Origin of the sequence: Paenibacillus sp. FSL W8-0439, assembly GCF_038008995.1 — a bacterium.
Taxonomy (GTDB): Bacteria; Bacillota; Bacilli; order Paenibacillales; family Paenibacillaceae; genus Paenibacillus; species Paenibacillus polymyxa.
Map to the genome: position 1 here is coordinate 790,318 of NZ_JBBPAK010000001.1, position 21,410 is coordinate 811,727.

The following is a 21,410-nucleotide window of genomic DNA, read 5'->3' on the forward strand; positions in this document are numbered from 1 at the left end:
ACTGGAAAAATAAAATTAGGTTGACAATAAGGCGGCGGATGAATACATTTATACAGTAACAGTTTGTATAAGGGCCAGAGCTATGACCTTGTATACTAGATTATGGAGAGGAGTCAAGAAATACATATGAAGGGATCTCGTATTTTTGCCAAGTTTACAACGCTGGATATCGTGTTAATGGCCATGCTGGCTACGTTGAACGGCGTCATGACTGTGTATTTGTCGATGATTAACAAAACGTTAAACAGTCTGGGAGGGCCGATCGCAACTTCCGCTATTGTCGGGCTGTACATGATATATGGTTTGCTGGCCTATTATATTATTCGTAAGCCAGGTACGGCGGTAATTGCTTATGCCTTTGGCGCGGTAGTGCAGTCTTTTATGGGCTCTGCCTATGGAATTGCATCTATCATTGCGGCAGCTGTCTGCTATATGGTTGCGGCGGAGCTGGTATTTGCTCTTTTGCGGTATCGCCGCTGGAATGCAGTTTCACTAATGCTGGTGGGCGGAGCCATGGTTCCGCTGTGGTTTATCGTGGCAGCCAATATGTTTGGCTATATGCATTGGGGCTGGAAGGTACTGACGATCGCACTGGTCGTTCGTATCCTAAGCGGCATTGTCCTGTGTGGTCTGCTGACGAAAGTACTGGGCGATGCCTTAAATGGTACGGGTCTGTTAAAACGCTTTGAACTGGGACGCGCTTCACGGGCATAACCAAGGCTATACGTGGTTATATCTTGAACAATGGGATTGAGGGTATTTCGGTTATGAATAAATGTAGTAATCATGATTCTGGGAATAGAATGGCCGTGTCCTTGAGGAATTTTGGCTATCGGTACGATGACCAGGTGGAGCCAGCGTTACATGGTCTGACGCTGGACATTGCGGTGGGTGAGCACGTAGCCATTGTTGGAGCTAGTGGGAGTGGAAAGTCTACGCTGTGCCAGCTGCTTCATGGCGGGTTGTCCCGTTCTGGCGAGGGCGAACGGACCGGAGAGCTGACCGTGTACGGGATGGACCCCGACACCGCTGAATTGGCTACGGTCGCCACCACTGTCGGCGTCGTGCTTCAGGACCCGGATGCCCAGCTAGTGCAGGGAATCGTCGAAGACGAAATTGCTTTTGGGCCGGAGAACCTGCGCGTACCTCCGGCAGAAATAGAGCAGCGCCTGGCTGCTGCACTGGAGGCCGTTGGCCTGGCATCCGAGCGCGGCTCCTTCGTGCGGCGCCTCTCGGGAGGTCAGCGCCAACGCACCGCCATTGCTGCGGTGCTGGCGCTGGATACGCCGCTGGTCGTGTTCGACGACGCAGCTGCGCAGTTGGACCCACCGGCGGTACGGGACTTCGTCCTGCTATGTCGGCGGCTCCATGCCGCAGGCCGGACGGTGATCACTGCGTCCGGTCGCATAGACGATGGTGCGCGTGCAGCGCAGCGCCTCATCGTGCTGAAGGGCGGGACTATGCTGCTGCAAGGCCCGCCCGAGAAGCTGCTGCGCGAGCATGGTGCGCAGCTGGTAGCCTGGGGGCTGCTTCCCTCTTCCGCGGGGAGGGAAGACATGCCGCGTGAGCCGGAGGGGAATGCCGGCTCGGCAGCTTATTGCGCTGGGCAGCCGTTGCTGGAGGTGAAGGGATTGCCCTTCACCTACCCCGGCAGCCAGCGCGCGGCGCTCAAGGGCGTGAGTCTTGCCCTTGCGCCTGGCGAACGAGCCGTAATGCTGGGCGAGAACGGCTCTGGCAAAACCACGCTGGGCAAGCTGCTTATGGGCTTGCTCCCCGCGCCGAAGGGATGCATGTGGTGGGAAGGGCAGGATATGTCGAAGCTGCCCATTCACCGACTGGCCGCCGGGATCGGCTATGTGTTCCAGCAGCCAGAGCATCAGTTTGCAGCTGCAACGGTGTGGGAAGAGTGCTTGTACAGTGTGCGGGCCAAGCTTGGTTTACGGATCGGAGATCCGGTTCCCGCCGCCTATGAGGAACGGGCGCATCGCTTACTGACAGCCGCCAGGCTGGATCACCGACTGGAGGTCTCACCGTATCTGCTAAGTGGAGGCGAAAAAAGGCTTTTGAGCGTTGCGGCACAGTTTATCCTCCCCAAAAAGCTTTACATTTTGGATGAGCCGACTGCGGGAACGGATTACGAAGGGGCAAACATCCTACTCCATATGTGCTCAGAGCAGTCTGCTGAAGGCGCGGCTTTTCTGATCATTACCCACGATTTGCAGATAGCTGAACGCTTTGCCAGCCATGTTCTGCGCATGGAAGAGGGGTATCTCTATAAAACGGAAGATAGCTGGATTAATCATACGATTACAGTTGACAAAAATTAAGGATATGTAGACAATAATATATATACATCGTACATAACAGGCGGCCTATATAGGCCGCCTGTTTACGATTATACAGTGCGGGTAATCATTCAAGCTGGGAAGGAAACCGTACAGATACAGCACAGTTTATACAAGGAAAGGATTTGTGATTTGCTTGGGAAACGATAAACCTATGAAGCGCGGACTCGTGCTGACAGGTGTTCTATTGGCCACCTTTCTGGCCGCGATTGAAGGAACGGTTATCGGTCCGGCGGGACCGACAATTGTTAGTGAACTGGGCAGTGTGAATTTGCTCAGCTGGATTTTTACAGCATATTTGTTGACGATGGCTGTAACTACGCCTATTTTCGGCAAGCTTAGCGATTTGTTTGGCCGTAAACCCATTTTTCTAATTGGGTGCTCGTTATTTGTGATTGGCGCTTTGCTTTGTATGCTGGCTGGTAGTATGGAGCAGCTTATTTTATACCGGGCTATTCAAGGGATTGGAGCAGGCGGTGTCATTCCTGTTACCTTTACCATTATCGGTGATATATACAAAATGGAGGAACGTGGTAAAGTCCAAGGCATGATCAGCTCGGTATGGGGGATTTCTTCCCTTGTCGGGCCTCTCTTGGGCGGTTACGTGGTCACCTATTTTGGCTGGGAATGGATTTTTGGTTTTAACGTTCCCTTTGGATTACTGGCTATGTTCTTCATCGCCCGTTATCTGCGGGAACAGGTAAGCAAGCGTACCGCGCGTATCGACGTGGCGGGGGCAGTTACCTTTACCATCGGAATGACGGCACTCTTGCTCGTATTGGCCCTGGGTGGACAGTATATCGACTGGGCTTCTCCTGAATTGCTGGCCTTGGCTGCCGTGGCGATTTTGTTTCTGATTTTGTTTTTGGTTATTGAGAAGCGTGCTCAGGAACCAATGGTGCCTCTGAAGCTGTTTCGGATACGGGACATTGCTTTTTCCTGTGCCGCTGCACTACTCGTCAGTACCCTGCTAATCGGGCTGACTAGCTATCTTCCCCTATGGATTCAAGGCGTACACGGTGGAGATGCCGCTTCATCTGGTCTGGCGCTGGCTCCAATGTCGGTAGGCTGGCTGTTTGGCTCCATGATCGGAGGACGCATTTTGCTGACGCTGGGCTCGCGTCGAACCTCTTTGATCGGGCTGACTCTGATTGTATTGGGAGCCTTCGTCATGACCTTGATGAACCTAACAACTCCAATCTGGCTTCTGTTCCTGTCTACGTTATTGTATGGACTGGGATTTGGCTTCTCGATAACCGTGTTCACGATTATTGCTCAGTCCTCGGTCGGATTCCAGCTGCGTGGCGCGTCTACAGCCTTGAATACGTTCCTGCGCACATTGGGACAAACGATTGGGGTTGCAGCCTTCGGTTCATGGCTGAATTATCGTATTGCTGCCCAGACAGCGGACGGACAGCTCACTCAGCAAGGGGTTACACAGGAGGATATTAATGGTCTGCTTGCCCCGCATGCTTCACAAAGTCTAAGTGACAAGGTTGCCGGATTACTCCGGTCTGTACTGGAAAACAGTCTGCATTCCCTATTCGTGATCATGGTCGTTATTGCGGTGATTAGCTGGTTTGTTGTCCTCGGATTGCGGAACCGCCCACCGGGTACGGAAGAAGAGGCAGATCAGCGTGTGAAGACACCACAAAGAGAACACGCATAAAAAAAATATACTTCTTTCATATTAAAGAGACAGTCCGGTACACCAATAAGGGGCCGGGCTGTTTCTTTATGCTAAGGTCTCTTCTCCTACTGATTTAGCAAAATAGCCACTTCGTATAGGACCGATAAATTCCCCAATATACAAAAAGGAAATAAGAATCCCCTAGAGATTGCGATATATTCATATGATATAGGTTACAAAGTGGTAAAAAAGTCTTAAAAAATTGTAACAAAAAAGCTGTTTCTAAATTGAGCTATAGGGTACTAAGGAACCATTTTTTTGCACCCGCTTACAAATCGAGCATTTTATGAGTATATTTTGAACAATTTTGCATGTGAATGAAGCAACCAACCAAGCAAAATGGGATACGAAAAAAATCAAGTAACAAATTTTTCTGAATGTAATAGGAATGAAAAAGAGAGGGATTTTCAGAAAATTACTAGGAAAATATGAGGATGAAATTTATAGAGGAATCTGTTTTCTTCCCTCACATAATAGGGCTTTTCAGTCTATATCAATCGTTTGACATACCATATAAAATGGCTCTAGCCAACGAAAAAGTTGGGCTTCAACACTAGAAAGCATAATTACATTAAGGGAGATGGAGTACTTGAAGTTTAACAAATGGTTCAGTAAAGCAGCCACTGCAACAGTAGCAACTACCTTGCTGTTAGGAGGCGGCGTTCAGGCTTTTGCAAAAGAAAATGATAAGGCTGATTTCAATGCAGACAATGCATTTACCCAAATTACGCGTAATGACATGCTGAATATTTTCAAACAGCAAGGCAAAGAGAAATATGAGGTTCCATCCTTCGATGCCTCTACAATTAAAAATATTCCTTCTGCTATTGGTCACGATAGCTCAGGCAAGCAGATTGATCTGGATGTTTGGGACAGCTGGCCGTTGCAAAATGCCGATGGTACAGTAGCTAATTACAAGGGATATAATATCGTATTTGGACTGGCAGGCGATCCTAAACGAGGCGAGGATACATTTATATATCTGTTCTATCAAAAAGCGGGTGATACTTCACTGAGCGGCTGGAAAAATGCTGGTAGAGTCTTTAAAGACAATGATAAACTGCTCTCCAACGATCCGATTCTCAAAAATCAGTCAGAAGAATGGTCAGGTTCTGCTACCTTAACCTCTGATGGACATGTACGTTTATTTTATACCAGCAGACAGCCCTATGATCCGAATAACAAATTATACGGCAAGCAAACCTTGAGCACAGCTCAAATTAATGTCTCTCAGCCTGATGATAAGACACTGAAAGTAGATGGAGTCGAGGATTTGAAATCGATCTATGACGGTGGAGATGGTAAAACCTATCAAAATGTACAACAAAGCGTCGGAGTGGATATGGATAATCATACCCTTAGAGACCCTCACTATGTCGAGGATCAAGGGCACAAATATATTATATTTGAAGCCAACACAGGGACAGAAACAGGCTACCAGGGCGAAGAATCGCTTCAAAACTCAGCTTATTATGGTGGCAATAAAAAATTCTTCACGGAAGAGCAACAAAACTTGCAACAAAGTCCTAAGAAAAAAGGAGCTGAGCTGGCGAACGGCGCACTGGGCATCGTTGAATTGAATGATGATTATACATTGAAAAATGTAATGCCCCCTTTGCTTGCATCCAATCTGGTAACAGATGAAATTGAACGGGCAAATGTGTTCAAAATGAACGGTTTGTGGTATTTATTTACGAGTACAAGAGGTTCCAAGGTGACTGTAGATGCGATCGGTGACGATGATATTTACATGTTGGGTTATGTTTCTACTTCCTTGACAGGGCCTTATAAACCCCTGAATGGAACCGGTCTCGTTCTTCATCAGGATCTGGATCGTGATGATATTACCTGGACATATGCTCATTTTGCTATCCCGCAAGGCAAAGGCAATAACGTAGTCGTTTCGAGTTATATGACCAATCGTGGACTCTTCCCAGATCACAAATCTACTTTCGCACCAAGCTTCCTGCTGAATATTAAAGGCTCGAAAACCTCTGTTGTGAAGAACGGTATTCTGGAGCAAGGTCAAATTACGATTGATCCAGGAAATGACAAAAAAGATAACCAAAATGAGTATGGAAAGAAATAAGTAGTTATAAGCAGCATGTCCGAAGGCGACAGCTTTGGTAGATTACCGATCTGTCGTCCGTCGGACGATACATAACAATGCAATGAGGGGTAAGGAGGATCGTCATAATGAGAAAAAAAGCTTTCAAGAACATTGGAATACGATCCGTAGTAGTTATCACAGGCTTAACTATTTTCATAGCTATGGGGTGGAGTATGTACCAACAGGATGCAGGCAAACCTCAAAAACCTGCAGCAGCTCCAAAAAACCAAGCCAATCAAAGCAAGCATACAACACCGACCTATCGGGCCGCCTATCATTTTACCGTCCCGGATAAGTGGAAAAATGATCCACAGCGGCCTATTTATATGGATGGGCAATATCATTACTACTATTTATATAATCGTGATTACCCTCATAAGAACGGTACAGAATGGCGACATGCCACATCCACCGATTTGGTTCATTGGAAAGATGAAGGGGTGGCAATTCCTAAATATACGAATCCGAATGGAGACCCTTGGTCCGGTTCGGTCGTGATCGACAATAATGGCACCGCAGGTTTTGGAAAAGGCGCACTTGTAGCCATTGTCACACAGCCCTCCGCAGATGGAGGAAAGCAGGAACAATTTCTGTGGTACAGTAAGGACAAAGGCAAGACGTTTACTTCTTATCACAACAAGCCCGTGATGTCCAACCCTGGCACGAAGGATTTCAGAGATCCCAAGATCATCCGGGATATTCAACGTAATCAATGGGTGATGGTCATGGCGGAGGGAACGAAGATTGGCTTTTATAAGTCGAAAAATTTAAAGGATTGGCAGTTTACGAGCGGCTTTCAAACGGAAAATATTGGACTTGTAGAATGTCCTGACCTTTACCAGATGCGCGCGGATGATGGGACCTATCAATGGATTCTAGGTGCAAGCGCCAATAGTAAACCAACCGGCGGACCCAATACGTATGCCTACTGGACGGGGGATTTTAATGGAGAAGCATTTCTCCCTGATCGCAATGATCCTGATTGGCTGGATTATGGCTTTGACTGGTATGGTGCGGTTACGTTCGAGGACGGCAAAGCCAAAGACCAATACAGTCACCGTTATGCGCTGGCCTGGATGAACAATTGGGATTATGCCAACAACACGCCTACTCTGAAGGAAGGCTTTAATGGCATGGATTCGGTTGTTCGCCAAATTCGGTTGAAGCGTACAACTGATGTCGGCTATCGCTTGGTTTCACAGCCTGTAGCAGCTTTGGAGCAATTCCCAACTGCAACGGAGTCATTGGGGAAGATCCAAGTAGTGGGGACTCACAAGCTTCCGGTAGCAGGTGATGCCTATCAGTTAGAAGCAGATGTATCTTGGTCAACGATCAAAAATACAGGCTTGAGGCTTCGAGAGTCTGCGGATGGCAAGCGTCATGTAGATGTGGGTGTTTCGGTGGAGGGTCAATACTCTTATGTAAACAGAGCAAACACCGGGCAGCCGGATCAGAGTGGTAAATATGTAGAGAGTAAGGCGCCTTTTGATACCAATAAAAAAAATGTCCACTTGAAGATTCTTGTCGATAAAACCAGCATCGAAGTCTTTGTAGATGATGGAGAAGTAGCTTATTCCTCCTTAATATTTCCACGCTTAGAGGATCAGGGAATTACTCTTTTTTCAGATGGCGGTAAGGCTATTTTTAATAATGTAGTGATCAAACATTTTAGTCGATAACAGGTCTTATGCTGCTCGTAAGCTTAGGCATATTTCGCTCAGGTATATATAAAGTCCACCCATAAATATAAGGGTGGACTTTTCTGTGTAAATCTAAATTTTCGTTAGCACAGCTATAGGATTGTTCTTTTATTCACAATTGAACAGTTGCTAAAATTACTATTCATTCTATTTGTGATAAGGTGACAGATTATCAGCGCTACGGCCCAATTTTTTGAGCAAGCCGATGAGTTGGTCTCTTTCGGTTTCGCTGATTCCGCTAAAGGCACGTTCAATCTGACGTGTATAATCAGGATAAATTTCGTCCATGACGCGTTGTCCTTCGTCCGTCAACTCTGCATATATAATACGACGATCTTGGTCGCACGGGTGACGGTGCAAATAACCACGGCTCTCCAGCTTGTCGATAACATAAGTGACATTTCCGCTTTGCAGAAGCAGTTTGGCTCCAATTTGTTGAATTGGTTGTGCTCCCTTGTGATATAAAACTTCCATCACGGCGAAGGCCGTTGGGTTGAAGCCCACCGTTTTGATGCCAGCAACCGCATGTTCGTTTACACTTTTGAATGACTTGGCAAACACGCTATACAAATGCATAGATTGCTGTGTCACCAATGTTCGGTAATCTATCATCTTCATTCCGCCTTTATGTATGGATTTGGGCATCCTTTGACCGCTCGGTTCGGATGACCGGGCAACCATACCCTTACTACTAGCATAAAGGGATTTACGTAGGGAAAACATGCGATTTGTCACAGTAGCTGCTTTTTTAATTATTTAATTTCAAAGCTTTAAGGTAAATTTTTGAAAAATAAAGGTTCCGAATGTAAAAATACCGTTCCGATTGGTTATATTAACAAATAACATACCTAATGGACCCAAATAACAAAATAAGATAAATTCAGAGGAGATGAAGCACATGGATACGGGTTCTTTCCGTTTTCAATTTCGTGATCCGCAGCAAGCCGCCCAAGCCTGTGAAACATTAAAGGAAATTGGATACTCTGCCAGCACGAACGGTGATACAGGCCTCAGTGTTCACGTTGAGAACCAGGATGTGCTGTCTGCATTAGAGATTTGCCAAGCTTATGAAGGAAGTATAATTGAGACAGGAGTTCTCACTTATCGTCCAGGTAAACAAAGTAATATCGGTGTGCAAAATCCAGGTTATAGCCCGGAGGATTGGATTATTCCAGCGCACATCATTAATGAGGACTGGAGCGAGGCGTATAAAAGCGGCTCTTCCCAAACGTTTACGAACACAACACAGGAACACAACGTCAGCTCTGATCAACAACCGGAAGACGATGTGGACGGTTTTTCAGGTAGCGTCCATACCTAAATAATGGTGTTCACGCTTGCTGCTCACTTTGGAACAAAAAGGTTCCTTCAAACCATGACTAATGGTTTGAAGGAACCTTTTTTCATAATGAGAAAAAGCTGAAAAGGACATTGTGAAAACTAAGGTTCTTGGATCGTGCATAAGGGCAGTAATCGTAGGAAATACCAAAAGAAGTTCAGAAAGGAGGTTTTGATCTTGCAAAAACTCGGAGTTCACGAAAAGTTGGAATTGCATGAGCTGCTTACGTTTAAAACAACTTGTATCACAAAAACTCAAACCATGCTTCCTTTAGTCTCAGATTCAAATTTAAAAAATATTTTACAGCAGGACATTAGCTGCGGTACACAAGATATTCAACAGCTTAGAAATTTGCTTGTATAATTTAAGGAGGAATAACGTGAATTCTTTTATTGAGAATATGACCGGTGCGACCCCTATGACCGATCAGGTGATTGCTTCAGATCTGTTAATTTCAGCTAAAAGCGGGATCAAAAACTACGCCGCAGCGTTAACAGAGTCCACTAGCCCAGAAGTTCGAAATGTCCTTTGTGACCAATTGAACAAAGCTGTTAATCTTCATGAGCAAATTTTTAATTATATGAAGAACAATGGTTACTACAACGCCTATGATCCAGATCAGCAAATTCAAATGGATATTCAAAATGCAGACAAGGCACTTTCTTTGCCCAAAATGTGAAACGTTTAATTAAAAAGAAGCACCAGCAAACTTTAATCGAGTTTGCTGGTGCTTCTTTATTACAAATTAAAAGAACTTCACATGAAATATGGAGAAGAAGGAAATCATAAAAAAACAAGGTATCGGTCTCAAATTTAGAAATAGGGTGATTTTCTTATGAGCAAGCCTTCAGCGGGCAAACAAAAAGATCAAAAACTAAAATGGTGGCAGCTGAGCTTGTTAGGAGTTGCAGGCACCATCGGTACAGGGTATTTTCTCGGGTCCAGTTTAGCGATTTCCATTGGTGGCCCAGCCGTACTGATTGCTTACTTTTTGGCAGCAGTTGGGACGTATGTGGTGTTTGATGCCCTTTCGCGCATGACGGCAGATCATCCAGAACAGGGCTCTTTCCGTTCTTATGCCCAAAAAGCATTTGGTAATTGGGCAGGCTTCGGCAGTGGCTGGGTATATTGGTTCTCAGAATTGCTTATTAATGGGAGTCAACTAACCGCGCTGTCTATATTTTCACGTTTTTGGTTTCCTCAGGTACCGATGTGGATTTTTGCGGCAGGCTTCGGACTCTTAGGGCTTGTGATTGTTTTTTTTGGCAATAAGGGCTTTGATCGTGTAGAAAATGTACTCGCCATTATTAAGATGGCGGCTCTTGTGATGTTTTTGGTCCTAGCGGTGGCGCTTTTGGCAGGCTGGATCGGAGGAAGTAAATATAATCCGAAGTTTCCCCTCAGCTACAAAGACTTTTTTCCAACCGGTGGCATAGGATTATGGTCATCTTTTATTTTTGCCTTTTATGCATACGGAGGTATTGAAGTGCTTGGAATTATGTCTAACCGACTTCAAAACCCGGAGGAAGCACCCAAAGCAGGAAAAGTCATGCTGATTACGCTGGTTGTAGTGTATGTGCTATCAATTGGGCTCGCTGTGTCTATGGTACCATTAAGTGCCTTTAATCCGAAGGAAAGTCCTTTTGTGCTTGCGCTCAGTAGCGATCATCTGGTCTTTGTGCCTCATTTGTTTAATGGAGTCCTGATTATTGCAGGATTCTCAACGATGACAGCATCGCTATATGCAGAGACTTCGATGATGATTACTCTTGCCCAGGAAGGAGATGCGCCCACCCTGTTCTCACGGAAGTGGAAGGGCAAATATCCTCTGTATGCACTTAGTTTGATCTCTGTTGGATTAATCTCAGCAATCGTATTATCGTTGCTGCTACCAGGAAAAGTGTATGAATATATCACAACCGCTGCGGGCTTAATGCTGCTATATAACTGGTGCTTTATTTTGCTGTCTTCAGGTAAGTTACTGGAATCAAGCACATCGAGCAATATTAAACGCTGGATTGGCTTATTGCTGATCGCTTTGGCTGTAGTAGGGGCCTTTTTTCATAAGCTTAGCCGCCCTGGGGTTTACGTCAGTTTACTGTTAGTCTTGTTAATTGCCATATGTGACCTCATTGTACAATGGGTGCGTCGAAAACACGACAAGGAATCTCGTTAACTTTATTAAGAAGACAAGCGTTAGCGTAAAAAAAGTAATTGAAATGCCTGTACACCAAAATAAAAGCCAAAGCCTACAAGAGACAGACCTGACATCCAAGAGATGGTTTTAAGCAATCCGGGTCTGAGAAATCGACGGAAAACACTTGAAGCGGCTGCCATCGTCACATCCCAGGCCAACACGCCTAGTACAATCGCTCCGCTGTAAATCAATAGCTGTTGTACTGGATAAGTATTAGCGACGTTGGCCAGTATGGATCCGTAAATCCCAAGCCAGAAAAGGATGGAGAGAGGATTAAACAACGACATCAGAAAGCCGGCTACAAAGGAGTTGGTCAGGGTATTACTATTTCCCCTTAATTCGGATTCTGAAATCACACCAGCATTTTTAATGCTTTCAAGACCTGTATACACAAGCACGAAAAAGCCAAACAGCCATAAAAAAGCTTTGACAAATGGGGAATTAAGAAGATGGATCATTCCCAAATAGACAAGCATCATATAGATAATGTCTGCTGTGATTGCACCTAGTCCAATAAACCATGCGTGCCAAAATCCATTTTTAATACCTCGATCTAATTGCGCGGCATTGATAGGTCCAATGGGAGCTGAAAGAGACAGACCCAGAAAAACATAACTGATAAATGTATTAATGGTGTTTTCCTCCTTGATTATTTATTGGACGTTATGTATTTGTCTCATTTAGTTTATTCGGACAAACCCATGTGTAAGACCATATTTTTGTGCGTATATGTAGCCACAGCCTCGTTATTTGCTAACCCAATGAATCCAATCCCAAAGGAGCTCTAATCCTTATACAAAAGGGTTAGAGCTTTTTTTAATGAGAGGCTTGACACTTTTAGTGAAAGCGCTTATATTTATCTCGTAAACAATACGTTATATAACGTTATATAAAAGGAGAGATAAAAAATGAATGTACAACAGACGGTTCAGACGATTTTTGAACAAGCGAATGGGGAGATTTCCGAGGTTTATTTAGTGGCCTGCGGGGGCTCACTAGTGGATATGTATCCTTCAAAATATTTTCTGGATAGTGAAGCAAGAAAACTGGTAGCAGGCATGTATACAGCAAATGAGTTTGTACATGCATTGCCAAAACGATTGGGGGCACACTCAGTGGTCATCGTTTGCTCTCACGGTGGAAATACTCCAGAATCGGTCGCGGCTGCTAAATCAGCCAAAGAGAAAGGTGCTTATACCATCGGCTTAACCCACAATAGTGAAGCTTCCCTGCTCAACTATTCGGATTATTCCTTCCTCTACGAGTGGGGGGATGAGAGCGATGTTAAAAACAACCCGATGGCCATTATTTTAGAACTTACGGTTGAACTGCTTCAAATCGCTGAGGGATATGCGCATTACCCGGCTTTCCAGAACGGATTGGGGGCAATCAATGGGATTATTAACCGGGCCAAAGTCCAAGTTGAACCACGTGCCCAAGTATTCGCAGACAGATACCGCAACGAGGAACTCTTCTATATCCTGACCAGCGGAGCGTCTTATGGACATGCTTACGGATTTGCCATCTGCTCGCTGATGGAAATGCAATGGCTCCATGCAGCTTCTATCCATTCCGGTGAATTCTTCCATGGTCCGTTTGAAGTAACGGATAAGGAAACTCCATTTATTCTGATGATCAACGAAGGACGTACACGGGCGCTGGATGAGCGGGCACAGACTTTCCTGAATCAGTATGCCGAGAAAGTGGAAGTGATTGATGCAAAGGAGCTTGGCATCGGAACGATTGCAGACGAAGTAGTAGAGTTTTTTAACCCGGTGTTATTCTACAGCATTGTATGTGTATATCGTGAAGCACTAGCAAATGTACGCAATCACCCATTGGAAACTCGCCGTTATATGGGCAAAGTAGCTTACTAAGCGCACCTACCAACAGGAGGAAACCATCATGAAGGTTCTAGGCATTGGCGATAATGTGGTAGATAAATATGTTCATCTGCGTATGATGTACCCTGGCGGCAATGCGCTTAATTTTAGTGTGTTTGCCAAAAAAGCGGGAGTGGATGCAGCCTTTATAGGTGTGTTTGGGGACGACAACGAAGCACGGCATGTAGAACACACCCTGCGTGAGCTTGACATCGATATTTCACGGTGCAGACATCACAGCGGTGAGAACGGCTGTGCACGTGTAACCCTGGAAGACGGAGACAGAGTATTTCTCGGCAGTAATGAGGGGGGAGTGACACGTCTCTATCCATTGGAACTGAGCGAAGATGACAGGAACTATCTTGGCGGATTCGACCTAATTCATACTGGCTTGTACAGTCATACAGGTCACTTGCTGCCTGAATTAGAGACACTAGGAATCCCTATTTCTTTTGATTTTTCAGATGATTTTACAGATACACAGGTAGAACAAAATATTACGTATGCCGATTTTGCATTTTTCTCTTGCAGCCATATGACGGATGAAGAGACACAGAATTATATCCGCTCCAATCGAAAAAAAGAGGGACAAATTCTGGTCGCGACACGTGGCGGTGACCGATCCATCGCCTATGATGGTACGAAGTTCTATTTTCAAATGCCTGATTCCGTTGACACTGTGGATACCATGGGGGCAGGCGACTCTTATATAACTGCTTTTTTACTGAGCTTTTTGGAAAAAGGCAACATTCAGGATGCTATGGCAGAAGGCTCAAGGCTTGCCGCCCAGAGCTGTCTGGTAGAAGGTTCCTTCGGATACGGCGTTCATTATTGACGATCCTTTTCGAATATCTTCACTTGTAAGAATATGTAACCTTTGATACTCTAAGTGAGAGTGATATAACGTTATATGACAAGTGAGGGTACATGATGTTAAATTCAGACCAAGCGGAGCCATTATATATGCAATTACAAAAAGCGGTCAAAACCGCTATTCATAATGGAACATTTACGCAGGGAAGCCGTATACCGACTGAAACAGAGTTAAGCGAGATGTATAATGTAAGTCGTATTACCGTAAGAAAAGCAATTGCCGAATTAGTTCATGAAGGATATTTGACCAAACGTCAGGGGAAAGGCACCTTTGTCAATATCCCCAAGATTGGACGGAAGATTGAACATGTCATCAGCTTTACGGCTGCTTGCAAATCCAATGGGATTTCTTCACATAGTGTGGTCACAAAACGTGAAATCGTAGGAGCAGATGAGGAAATTGCACATCAATTGCAGCTATCGCCAGGAGAAAAGGTGTTATTTATCCAGCGTAAAAGATATGCGGATGATCGCCCCCTGATGCTGGAAAACAATTTTTATCCTTATGACCGTTTTGCATTTCTAATGAACGAGCAGTTGGAAGGGTCTGTATACGAGCTGCTGCGGCAAAAATACAGCATCGATCCTAACCAGCCGGGAGAGACGATATTACAAATTGCTTTGGCGGATGAAAATCAGGCCAAGCTGCTGGAGACGGCGATCGGACAGGCGTTGTTTTACATGCATACAATGATCTATGACCAGCACGGAAGCCCGGTTCATGTAGGAAAGCAGTACATCATCGGAGACCGTTATCAATTCTCCATATAATCCGTTGCCTGTAATGCAAGGGGGTTCAGGTAAGTGTGGCTTCTGCTTCCATCCAATAGGGAGAAGCAGAAGCATTAACATAACGTTATATTACGTCATGTTGTTAGGTGAATCAATCGTGAGGTGGTGAAACTGTGCAAGGGAAGAACGATACATTAGCAGACAAAGTTTTACTCTCCCATGCTATTTTTAATGGATTGGAAGATGAAGCTTCGCCCGGGTTTGTTGCAGTCCGAGGAGAACGTATTGCAGCGGTGGGGCGTCCGGAAGAGGCACAAGCCTGGATAGGAGCCGAAACGGTTGTCTATGATCTGGGCGATGCCTTTATCATGCCGGGAATCCATGACAACCATGTATTTTTTACCGGATACATGTCAATGCATCGGGGCGTGGATCTGGCGCATACGGCCTCCAGTGAAGAAGCAATGGAACTCTTGCTACAAGAGGCAAACAACCTTCCGCCAGGAAGAGATGTAACCGCTTTCGGTTGGAGCGAGGACAGATGGGGGAAGCTGCCTGATTCAAGCTTGTTGGATGGATTGTTTCCCGATCGGGCGGTCATCGCTATCAACCGAAATAAAAGCTACTGCTGGATGAACCGATTGGCTGAGAATAAATACCAATTTTCGCCTGATCAATGCAGTGCCGAAGCACGTGCTTTATTGCTCCAAGCTATGATGCAGGACCGTAGCCTTGTCCAACAAGAGTTTATGGAATTTTGCCGTATGTTGGCTGCACGAGGAGTTACTTCTATAAAAGATATCGGCTTTGACCGACATAGTGAGCTGCTTCCGATTCTAGATGAGTTGAAGGAAAAAGGTGAATTGCCACTCAGATTTCATTTCTCGCTGGAACCAGTTGTTGAACCGTTTGATCTAAGCATTGGTATCCAATATAAAGCACTTTACAATGGCGACCTTATTCGTTTCCAAGGTTACAAGCTGATGCTTGACGGCGTTGTAGCAGATCATACAGGGGACATGTTGGAGCCTTACGCAGATATGCCTGGGGTCACGAATTTGAGGACAGTTGATTATGAGAAGATTGAAGCCTCTGTTCTGGAAGCAGACAGCCAGGGGATCAAATGCTGCCTAACGGCAGAAGGCGATGCAGCAATTCGCCAAGCCGTATCCATGATTGAAAAATGCCGCTTGCAGCAGGGCAATCACCTTATCAGACATTCGATCAGTGATCTGGAGTATCCTCATCCAGATGATCTGACCAGAATGGGAGAGAACGAAATTTTTGCCGAGGTCTATGCCCAGATTCTGCTGCTCAATCCCTCTTACGAAGAGGCTTATATGTCTGCAGTGGCAGGCAAACAGAATGAAAGCCGCTTTTATAATTATAAGTCCATGCTGGAAGCTAACGTGCCGATCACCATAGGTACTGATTTGCCTTTATTTATCACCAGTGTCCCCGATTCGCTGTATGCAGCCTCTCACCGATTATTCCCGGATGGCTCGCCTGCTAGAGGCTGGTATCCTGACCAAGGAATGCCGCCATCCGAAGTTTTAAAGGCATGGACGATTAATGGAGCCAAACATTGTTATATGGAAGAGGTGACAGGTACGCTGGAGGCTGGAAAATATGCTGACATCGCCGTTTTTGATCGCGACCTCCTTAATGCATCCGCTGGTGACATCAGGGATGCCCAAGTGATATTGACCATTATGGGAGGGAAGGTTACGTATAACCATTCTTGGAATGAGGGATAAACATGAACATCACGAATAAGAAATGGAAATTATCCTTGCCCCATAGCTATACCTTAATATTTTTGATTATTATTACAGTCGCCGCGTTGACATGGATTGTACCCAGCGGTCAATTTGAGCGTCATGAAGTGACAGTGAACGGTGTGACCAAAACGGCAATCGTTTCAGGAACCTATCACTCTGTACCCAAAACGGGAGAGAATGGTGATTTAAGACAGGGTATCCCCCAAATCCTTAGCGCCCCGATTGAGGGGATTATCAATGCCGCCGATGTCGTCTCTTTTGTTCTTATCGTAGGCGGCTCCTTCGGTATTATTCTGCAGACAGGGGCCATTGATCGTGCGCTGACAGCTCTTGCCAGGCGGCTAAAGAATAAGGGGATTTTGCTTATTCCCATTGCTATGGTGATCTTCAGTCTCGGAGGTTCTACTTTTGGGATGAGTGAAGAAATTATCCCACTTTATGCGATTTTCATTCCGTTAATGTTTGCCTTGGGTTTTGACTCTATGACCGCGATTCTTATTTTATTTCTGGGAACGCAAATTGGCTATGTTGGTTCGACAGTCAATCCATTTTCGGTGTTGATTGCCCAGGGGATCGCAGGAGTGGAGGGGAATCCTCAGCTCTGGCTGAGATTTATCGAATGGCTTGTATTTACGGCGATTTCTATTGCTTTTACGATGTGGTATGCGCACCGGGTTAAGCGAAATCCAGAGAAATCCATCGTGTTTCAGAGTGATATTATAAACCGCGAGCAGTTTATAAAGGAAAGCACAGATGAGGACGTCGTCTTCACATTTCGGGACAAATTAATTATAGGTGGATTTATTGTAACGCTTGGAGCAATTGTTTGGGGGATTTTGGTCAAAGGCTGGTATATGACGGAGATCGGCGCCCTTTTCTTTGCCCTTGGTATTTTTGTTGGGGTTGTCACCAAAATGAGTCAGAAGGAAATAGCTGAGAATTTTGTAAAAGGATGCGGTGAATTTATCTACGCCGCGGTGATCATAGGCCTCGCCCGCGGAATTCTGATTATCGCAGAACAGGGGATGATTATAGATACCGTATTGAATGCACTTGCAAGCGTCCTGGAAGGATTGCCAAGTTATTTATTCACGACTATTATGCTGCTTGCGCATAATATCATTACTTTCCTCGTTCCCTCTTCTTCAGGGGAAGCTGCACTAACCATGCCTGTACTTGCACCGCTTGGCGATCTTGTAGGCATCAATCGTGAAGCTGTAGTCACAGCGTACCAATTTGGTAACGGGTTAACCAATCTCATTTCACCAACAGGCGGAGTGTTGCTGGCAGGATTGGCCATTGCCCGGATCAGCTTTGGACAGTGGCTGAAGGTAATCTTCAAACTATTCCCGATCCTATGGCTGATTGCTGCTATTTTTGCTGCTATATCGGCTGCGGTGGGTATCTAATCAATCAAGTGAGGGCCCCTGTCTGTTAGAGACAAGGGCTTCTTTTTGTGTTGGTGAAACAAGTCCTCTCTTATGTAGGAAGGCTACTCATTTCTTTCCCAATAGGGTGTATAAGTTTACGTGGAAAATAAATAATATGGATAGCATTTTCCTAAGGAGGAAATAAACTTGATGCTTGCTGATAACAGATTACTCATTGCTGCTTTAGGCGGTGTTAATGAGATTGGTAAAAATATGTACCTTATCCAATATGATCAGGATATTGTCGTCATTGATTGTGGTTCCAAGTTTCCTAATGAAAATTTGCCTGGTATTGACCTCATTGTACCAGATGTCACCTATCTACAGGAGAATCAGGATAAAGTCAGAGCGCTCATTGTAACGCATGGCCATGAGGATCACATCGGGGGCATTCCTTATTTACTGAAGCAGATTAATATCCCCGTATATGGCACAAAACTCACTATCGAATTGATTAAAATTAAGCTAAAGGAACATAACCTTTTACGTGATGCTGAGCTTCATCTTATAGATGCGGATTCAACCATTCAGGCGGGTTCGATTCAGGCATCCTTTTTCACCACTGTACACAGCATCCCTGATTGCTTGGGCGTCTTTTTCAAGACACCAGAAGGAAATGTGGTTCATACCGGGGATTTTAAATTCGACATGTCTCCTGTCAGCGGACCTTTCCCTGACCTTCATCGCATGGCTGAGATTGGAAAACAAGGAGTTAAAGTGCTTCTTTCCGAAAGTACAAATGCCGAAAGACCAGGCTTTACTCCTTCGGAGCGTTTGGTTGGCGGGCATATTTTGGACGCTTTTGCCAGAGCCAAACAGCAAGTTTTCATTTCTACATTTGCTTCCAATGTTAACCGTGTCCAACAGGTCATTGATGCGGCTGTGGAGACAGGCAGAAAACTTGTTTTACTGGGGCGCAGTATGATCAATGTGGTGTCCGTGGCTAAGGAACTAGGATTCTTGCATATGCCGGAGGACTTGTTGATTGAGGCTGGAGAAACGGAGCGGTATCCTGCAGAAGAAATTGCAGTATTATGTACAGGAAGTCAGGGGGAACCGATGGCTGCACTGTCCCGACTTGCCAATTCTCTGCATCCCAAAATCGAAATTTTGCCTGGTGATACTGTGATCATCGCTGCAGGAGCTATACCCGGGAATGAACGAAATCTTTCCCAAGTCATCGATAACCTGTACGTACTGGGCGCCAACGTGATTTATGGATCGGGCAGCGCCACGGGGATGCACGTATCCGGTCATGGCAGCCAAGAAGAGTTAAAATTAATGATGACCCTAATGAAACCCCAGTATTTGATTCCTGTACATGGTGAATTCAGAATGCTGCATCAGCATCGTCAGCTAGCAGAGTCAGTAGGGATTCCTATGGAGAATGTATTTATCGTCCAAAACGGTGAGACGATTCAAATCGCAGAGGGAAGGGCATCCCTGGGGCCCAAAGTACCATCCGGCAATAGCCTGGTAGACGGGCTGGTAACTGGTGATGTAGGTAATATTGTACTGCGGGACCGTAAAAAACTTTCCTCAGACGGTATGCTGATTATTGTGATGACTCTGAGCAAAAACGAGAAGCAAATGCTCGCTGCGCCAGAGGTTATATCCAGAGGCTTTGTATATGTTAAGGATTCCGAAGAGTTGATGAATCAGATTCGTGACACGATTATGACCACAGTGAACGAGTTAACAGAAATCGAAATGAGTCAGTGGGGCCTGATTAAGCAGATGTTAAAAGATAATGTGGGTCAGTTTATTTACAGCCAGACCAAGAGAAGACCTATGATTTTACCTATCATTATTGAGGTATAGGCATAGCGGTAAACGTCAAAACAAGATAGAGTTTGTTCAATACGCGACGACTCAAAAAAAGACTTAAATCAGCAATGCAACTGATTTAAGTCTTTTTAATTTCCTTGTCCTAAAAAACGCGGTTGTAATGGCGGGTTGTAGCGCAGCGTCTTAAGTGTTTACGGCCGCTTGCGTCCCTGCTGTATGTCCTGTCGTAAACGCCGCTGTAATATTATAGCCTCCAGTGTAGCCGTGAATATCCAGAATCTCACCGCAGAAAAACAATCCAGGCATAAGCTTGGATTCCATTGTTTTCGGATTAATTTCCTTCAAGTTCACACCGCCCCCGGTAACAAATGCTTCTTTCAGCGAGAGCGTACCATTCACACGAATGGGAAACGCCTTGATTCGCTGGGCGAGTTCTTGCCATTGCTGCTTGGGAATATGATCATAGGTCAAATCTTCACGCAGTTCAGCTTGCTGAAGCAGTAACGGAATCATGCGTTCCGGTAGATAAGACTTAAGTACGTTTTTGATCGCCTTTTTTGCATCGACCGATGCCAGTTCCAGCGTCTCACGGTAGACTTCATCAGCATGTTTGTGAGGCTGTAAATCGAGAGTTAATAACACCGTGTTTACCTTATCTTTTTTCATTCCCTTGACGACAAACTGACTGCAACGCAAAGCAGTTGGACCAGACAAACCAAAATGTGTGAAAATCATATCTCCTTCATGAACGACAACCTTCTTTTGTTTCGCATTCCATACGGTCAGGCTGATGTTTCGTAAGGAGAGTCCCTGAAGCTCTTTTGTCTGGATGAATGTCTCGCCTGACGTTAGCGGGACCTCTGTTGGATATAGTTCCGTAATGGTATGCCCTGCTTGCTCTGCCCATGCATAGCCGTCACCTTCCGAGCCTGTATGAGGGACGGACTTGCCACCCACAGCGACTATGACGTTACGGCTACGCAGCATTTCACCGGAACGCAGCCGCACGCCAGCCGTATGACCTTCTTTGTAAATCACTTCTTGAACAGGACAGCTTGTCCGAATTTCGACTCCTTGAGAGCGTACCTTATTAATCAAAGCGTCGACGACCGTTTTGGCTTTGTCCGTCACTGGGAACATACGCCCGTTGTCTTCTTCCTTTAAGGCTATACCTAGTTGTTCAAAGAAGGCGATGATATCCCGATTGCCAAAAGCAGCCAGGGCACTGTGCAGAAAACGGCCATTGCCGGGAATGTGGCGAATGAGTTCATCCAGCTCTTTTGCATTCGTGACATTGCAGCGACCTCCACCGGAGATCCCCAGCTTTCGTCCGAGTTTATTTCCCTTTTCCACTAAAAGCACCTTGGCGCCCTCGCCACTAGCAGCCGCCGCGGCCATTAAGCCGGCTGAGCCGCCTCCGATCACAATTACGTCGTAAGTCATAAACCTCTTCCTTTTCGTCGACAAATTTTCAAAAAATTCAGAATCGCGTAACAAATTTTCCATCATATCGTAATCCCGTCTCTTTAGATAGACTCTGAG

The 21,410-nt window shown here is 45.5% G+C and carries 18 protein-coding genes; 15 read left to right on the plus strand and 3 right to left on the minus strand.

Features of this window, described 5'->3' with window-relative positions; all coding sequences use genetic code 11:
* Positions 1 to 126: 126 nt before the first annotated feature.
* The 5 genes from MKX36_RS03560 to MKX36_RS03580 all read left to right on the plus strand — a co-directional run bounded on the left by MKX36_RS03560 (position 127) and on the right by MKX36_RS03580 (position 7,824).
* Positions 127 to 714, plus strand: coding sequence for an ECF transporter S component (locus MKX36_RS03560; RefSeq protein ID WP_016819367.1), 588 nt, complete (start codon positions 127 to 129; stop codon positions 712 to 714).
* A 53-nt stretch (positions 715 to 767) separates the two neighbouring features.
* Positions 768 to 2,327 (plus strand): ABC transporter ATP-binding protein, encoded by a 1,560-nt coding sequence (locus MKX36_RS03565; protein WP_340866063.1) that lies wholly within the window; start codon positions 768 to 770, stop codon positions 2,325 to 2,327.
* Positions 2,328 to 2,499: 172 nt separating this feature from the next.
* Positions 2,500 to 4,014: an MDR family MFS transporter gene (locus MKX36_RS03570; protein WP_102999261.1), complete on the plus strand. Its 1,515-nt coding sequence runs from the start codon at positions 2,500 to 2,502 to the stop codon at positions 4,012 to 4,014.
* 610 nt (positions 4,015 to 4,624) lie between these two features.
* Positions 4,625 to 6,124 (plus strand): glycoside hydrolase family 68 protein, encoded by a 1,500-nt coding sequence (locus MKX36_RS03575; RefSeq protein WP_019686126.1) that lies wholly within the window; start codon positions 4,625 to 4,627, stop codon positions 6,122 to 6,124.
* Positions 6,125 to 6,231: 107 nt separating this feature from the next.
* On the plus strand, positions 6,232 to 7,824 hold the full coding sequence (locus tag MKX36_RS03580; protein ID WP_340864231.1) for a glycoside hydrolase family 32 protein: 1,593 nt from the start codon (positions 6,232 to 6,234) through the stop codon (positions 7,822 to 7,824).
* Between the two features lie 168 nt (positions 7,825 to 7,992).
* Here the strand turns inward: MKX36_RS03580 and MKX36_RS03585 are convergent, their stop codons facing one another.
* Positions 7,993 to 8,457 carry a MarR family winged helix-turn-helix transcriptional regulator gene (locus MKX36_RS03585; RefSeq protein ID WP_013369372.1) on the minus strand — a complete coding sequence of 155 codons (465 nt, stop codon included), beginning with the start codon at positions 8,455 to 8,457 and terminating at the stop codon, positions 7,993 to 7,995.
* A gap of 286 nt (positions 8,458 to 8,743) precedes the next feature.
* Between MKX36_RS03585 and MKX36_RS03590 the strand changes: the two genes are divergently transcribed.
* From MKX36_RS03590 to MKX36_RS03605, 4 genes are all read left to right on the plus strand, one after another.
* Entirely contained in the window at positions 8,744 to 9,166 is a 423-nt protein-coding gene (locus MKX36_RS03590) for a hypothetical protein (RefSeq protein WP_017428453.1), read from the plus strand.
* Between the two features lie 195 nt (positions 9,167 to 9,361).
* Positions 9,362 to 9,547, plus strand: a complete 186-nt coding sequence (locus MKX36_RS03595) for a spore coat protein (RefSeq protein ID WP_016819360.1) — start codon at positions 9,362 to 9,364, stop codon at positions 9,545 to 9,547.
* Between the two features lie 16 nt (positions 9,548 to 9,563).
* Complete coding sequence (locus MKX36_RS03600) at positions 9,564 to 9,863, plus strand: spore coat protein (protein ID WP_330721574.1); 300 nt, start codon at positions 9,564 to 9,566, stop codon at positions 9,861 to 9,863.
* 156 nt (positions 9,864 to 10,019) lie between these two features.
* Positions 10,020 to 11,360 (plus strand): amino acid permease, encoded by a 1,341-nt coding sequence (locus tag MKX36_RS03605; protein ID WP_044788143.1) that lies wholly within the window; start codon positions 10,020 to 10,022, stop codon positions 11,358 to 11,360.
* A gap of 20 nt (positions 11,361 to 11,380) precedes the next feature.
* On the opposite strand, the gene MKX36_RS03610 is transcribed toward MKX36_RS03605, so the two are convergent.
* Entirely contained in the window at positions 11,381 to 12,013 is a 633-nt protein-coding gene (locus tag MKX36_RS03610; RefSeq protein ID WP_080902360.1) for a LysE family transporter, read from the minus strand.
* Between the two features lie 276 nt (positions 12,014 to 12,289).
* Between MKX36_RS03610 and MKX36_RS03615 the strand changes: the two genes are divergently transcribed.
* The 6 genes from MKX36_RS03615 (at position 12,290) to MKX36_RS03640 (ending at position 19,901) form a co-directional block, all read left to right on the plus strand.
* Positions 12,290 to 13,258 (plus strand): SIS domain-containing protein, encoded by a 969-nt coding sequence (locus MKX36_RS03615; RefSeq protein ID WP_017428449.1) that lies wholly within the window; start codon positions 12,290 to 12,292, stop codon positions 13,256 to 13,258.
* Positions 13,259 to 13,286: 28 nt separating this feature from the next.
* Entirely contained in the window at positions 13,287 to 14,099 is an 813-nt protein-coding gene (locus MKX36_RS03620) for a fructoselysine 6-kinase (RefSeq protein WP_340864232.1), read from the plus strand.
* A gap of 128 nt (positions 14,100 to 14,227) precedes the next feature.
* Positions 14,228 to 14,908, plus strand: coding sequence for a GntR family transcriptional regulator (locus MKX36_RS03625; RefSeq protein ID WP_340864233.1), 681 nt, complete (start codon positions 14,228 to 14,230; stop codon positions 14,906 to 14,908).
* Between the two features lie 134 nt (positions 14,909 to 15,042).
* Entirely contained in the window at positions 15,043 to 16,626 is a 1,584-nt protein-coding gene (locus MKX36_RS03630) for an amidohydrolase (RefSeq protein WP_340864234.1), read from the plus strand.
* A 2-nt stretch (positions 16,627 to 16,628) separates the two neighbouring features.
* On the plus strand, positions 16,629 to 18,059 hold the full coding sequence (locus tag MKX36_RS03635) for a YfcC family protein (RefSeq protein ID WP_017428446.1): 1,431 nt from the start codon (positions 16,629 to 16,631) through the stop codon (positions 18,057 to 18,059).
* A gap of 171 nt (positions 18,060 to 18,230) precedes the next feature.
* Entirely contained in the window at positions 18,231 to 19,901 is a 1,671-nt protein-coding gene (locus MKX36_RS03640; protein WP_340866066.1) for a ribonuclease J, read from the plus strand.
* Positions 19,902 to 20,051: 150 nt separating this feature from the next.
* On the opposite strand, the gene MKX36_RS03645 is transcribed toward MKX36_RS03640, so the two are convergent.
* The gene (locus tag MKX36_RS03645) at positions 20,052 to 21,311 is read right to left on the minus strand and encodes a BaiN/RdsA family NAD(P)/FAD-dependent oxidoreductase (protein ID WP_031462858.1); all 1,260 of its coding nucleotides are present in this window, start codon (positions 21,309 to 21,311) and stop codon (positions 20,052 to 20,054) included.
* Positions 21,312 to 21,410: the final 99 nt, after the last annotated feature.

Coding starts and splice junctions, on each gene's coding strand:
- MKX36_RS03560 (WP_016819367.1), top strand. CDS start 127: ATGAAGGGATCTCGTATTTTTGCCAAGTTTACAACGCTGGATATCGTG.
- MKX36_RS03565 (WP_340866063.1), top strand. CDS start 768: ATGAATAAATGTAGTAATCATGATTCTGGGAATAGAATGGCCGTGTCC.
- MKX36_RS03570 (WP_102999261.1), top strand. CDS start 2,500: ATGAAGCGCGGACTCGTGCTGACAGGTGTTCTATTGGCCACCTTTCTG.
- MKX36_RS03580 (WP_340864231.1), top strand. CDS start 6,232: ATGAGAAAAAAAGCTTTCAAGAACATTGGAATACGATCCGTAGTAGTT.
- MKX36_RS03585 (WP_013369372.1), bottom strand. CDS start 8,457: ATGATAGATTACCGAACATTGGTGACACAGCAATCTATGCATTTGTAT.
- MKX36_RS03590 (WP_017428453.1), top strand. CDS start 8,744: ATGGATACGGGTTCTTTCCGTTTTCAATTTCGTGATCCGCAGCAAGCC.
- MKX36_RS03605 (WP_044788143.1), top strand. CDS start 10,020: ATGAGCAAGCCTTCAGCGGGCAAACAAAAAGATCAAAAACTAAAATGG.
- MKX36_RS03615 (WP_017428449.1), top strand. CDS start 12,290: ATGAATGTACAACAGACGGTTCAGACGATTTTTGAACAAGCGAATGGG.
- MKX36_RS03620 (WP_340864232.1), top strand. CDS start 13,287: ATGAAGGTTCTAGGCATTGGCGATAATGTGGTAGATAAATATGTTCAT.
- MKX36_RS03625 (WP_340864233.1), top strand. CDS start 14,228: ATGCAATTACAAAAAGCGGTCAAAACCGCTATTCATAATGGAACATTT.
- MKX36_RS03635 (WP_017428446.1), top strand. CDS start 16,629: ATGAACATCACGAATAAGAAATGGAAATTATCCTTGCCCCATAGCTAT.
- MKX36_RS03640 (WP_340866066.1), top strand. CDS start 18,231: ATGCTTGCTGATAACAGATTACTCATTGCTGCTTTAGGCGGTGTTAAT.
- MKX36_RS03645 (WP_031462858.1), bottom strand. CDS start 21,311: ATGACTTACGACGTAATTGTGATCGGAGGCGGCTCAGCCGGCTTAATG.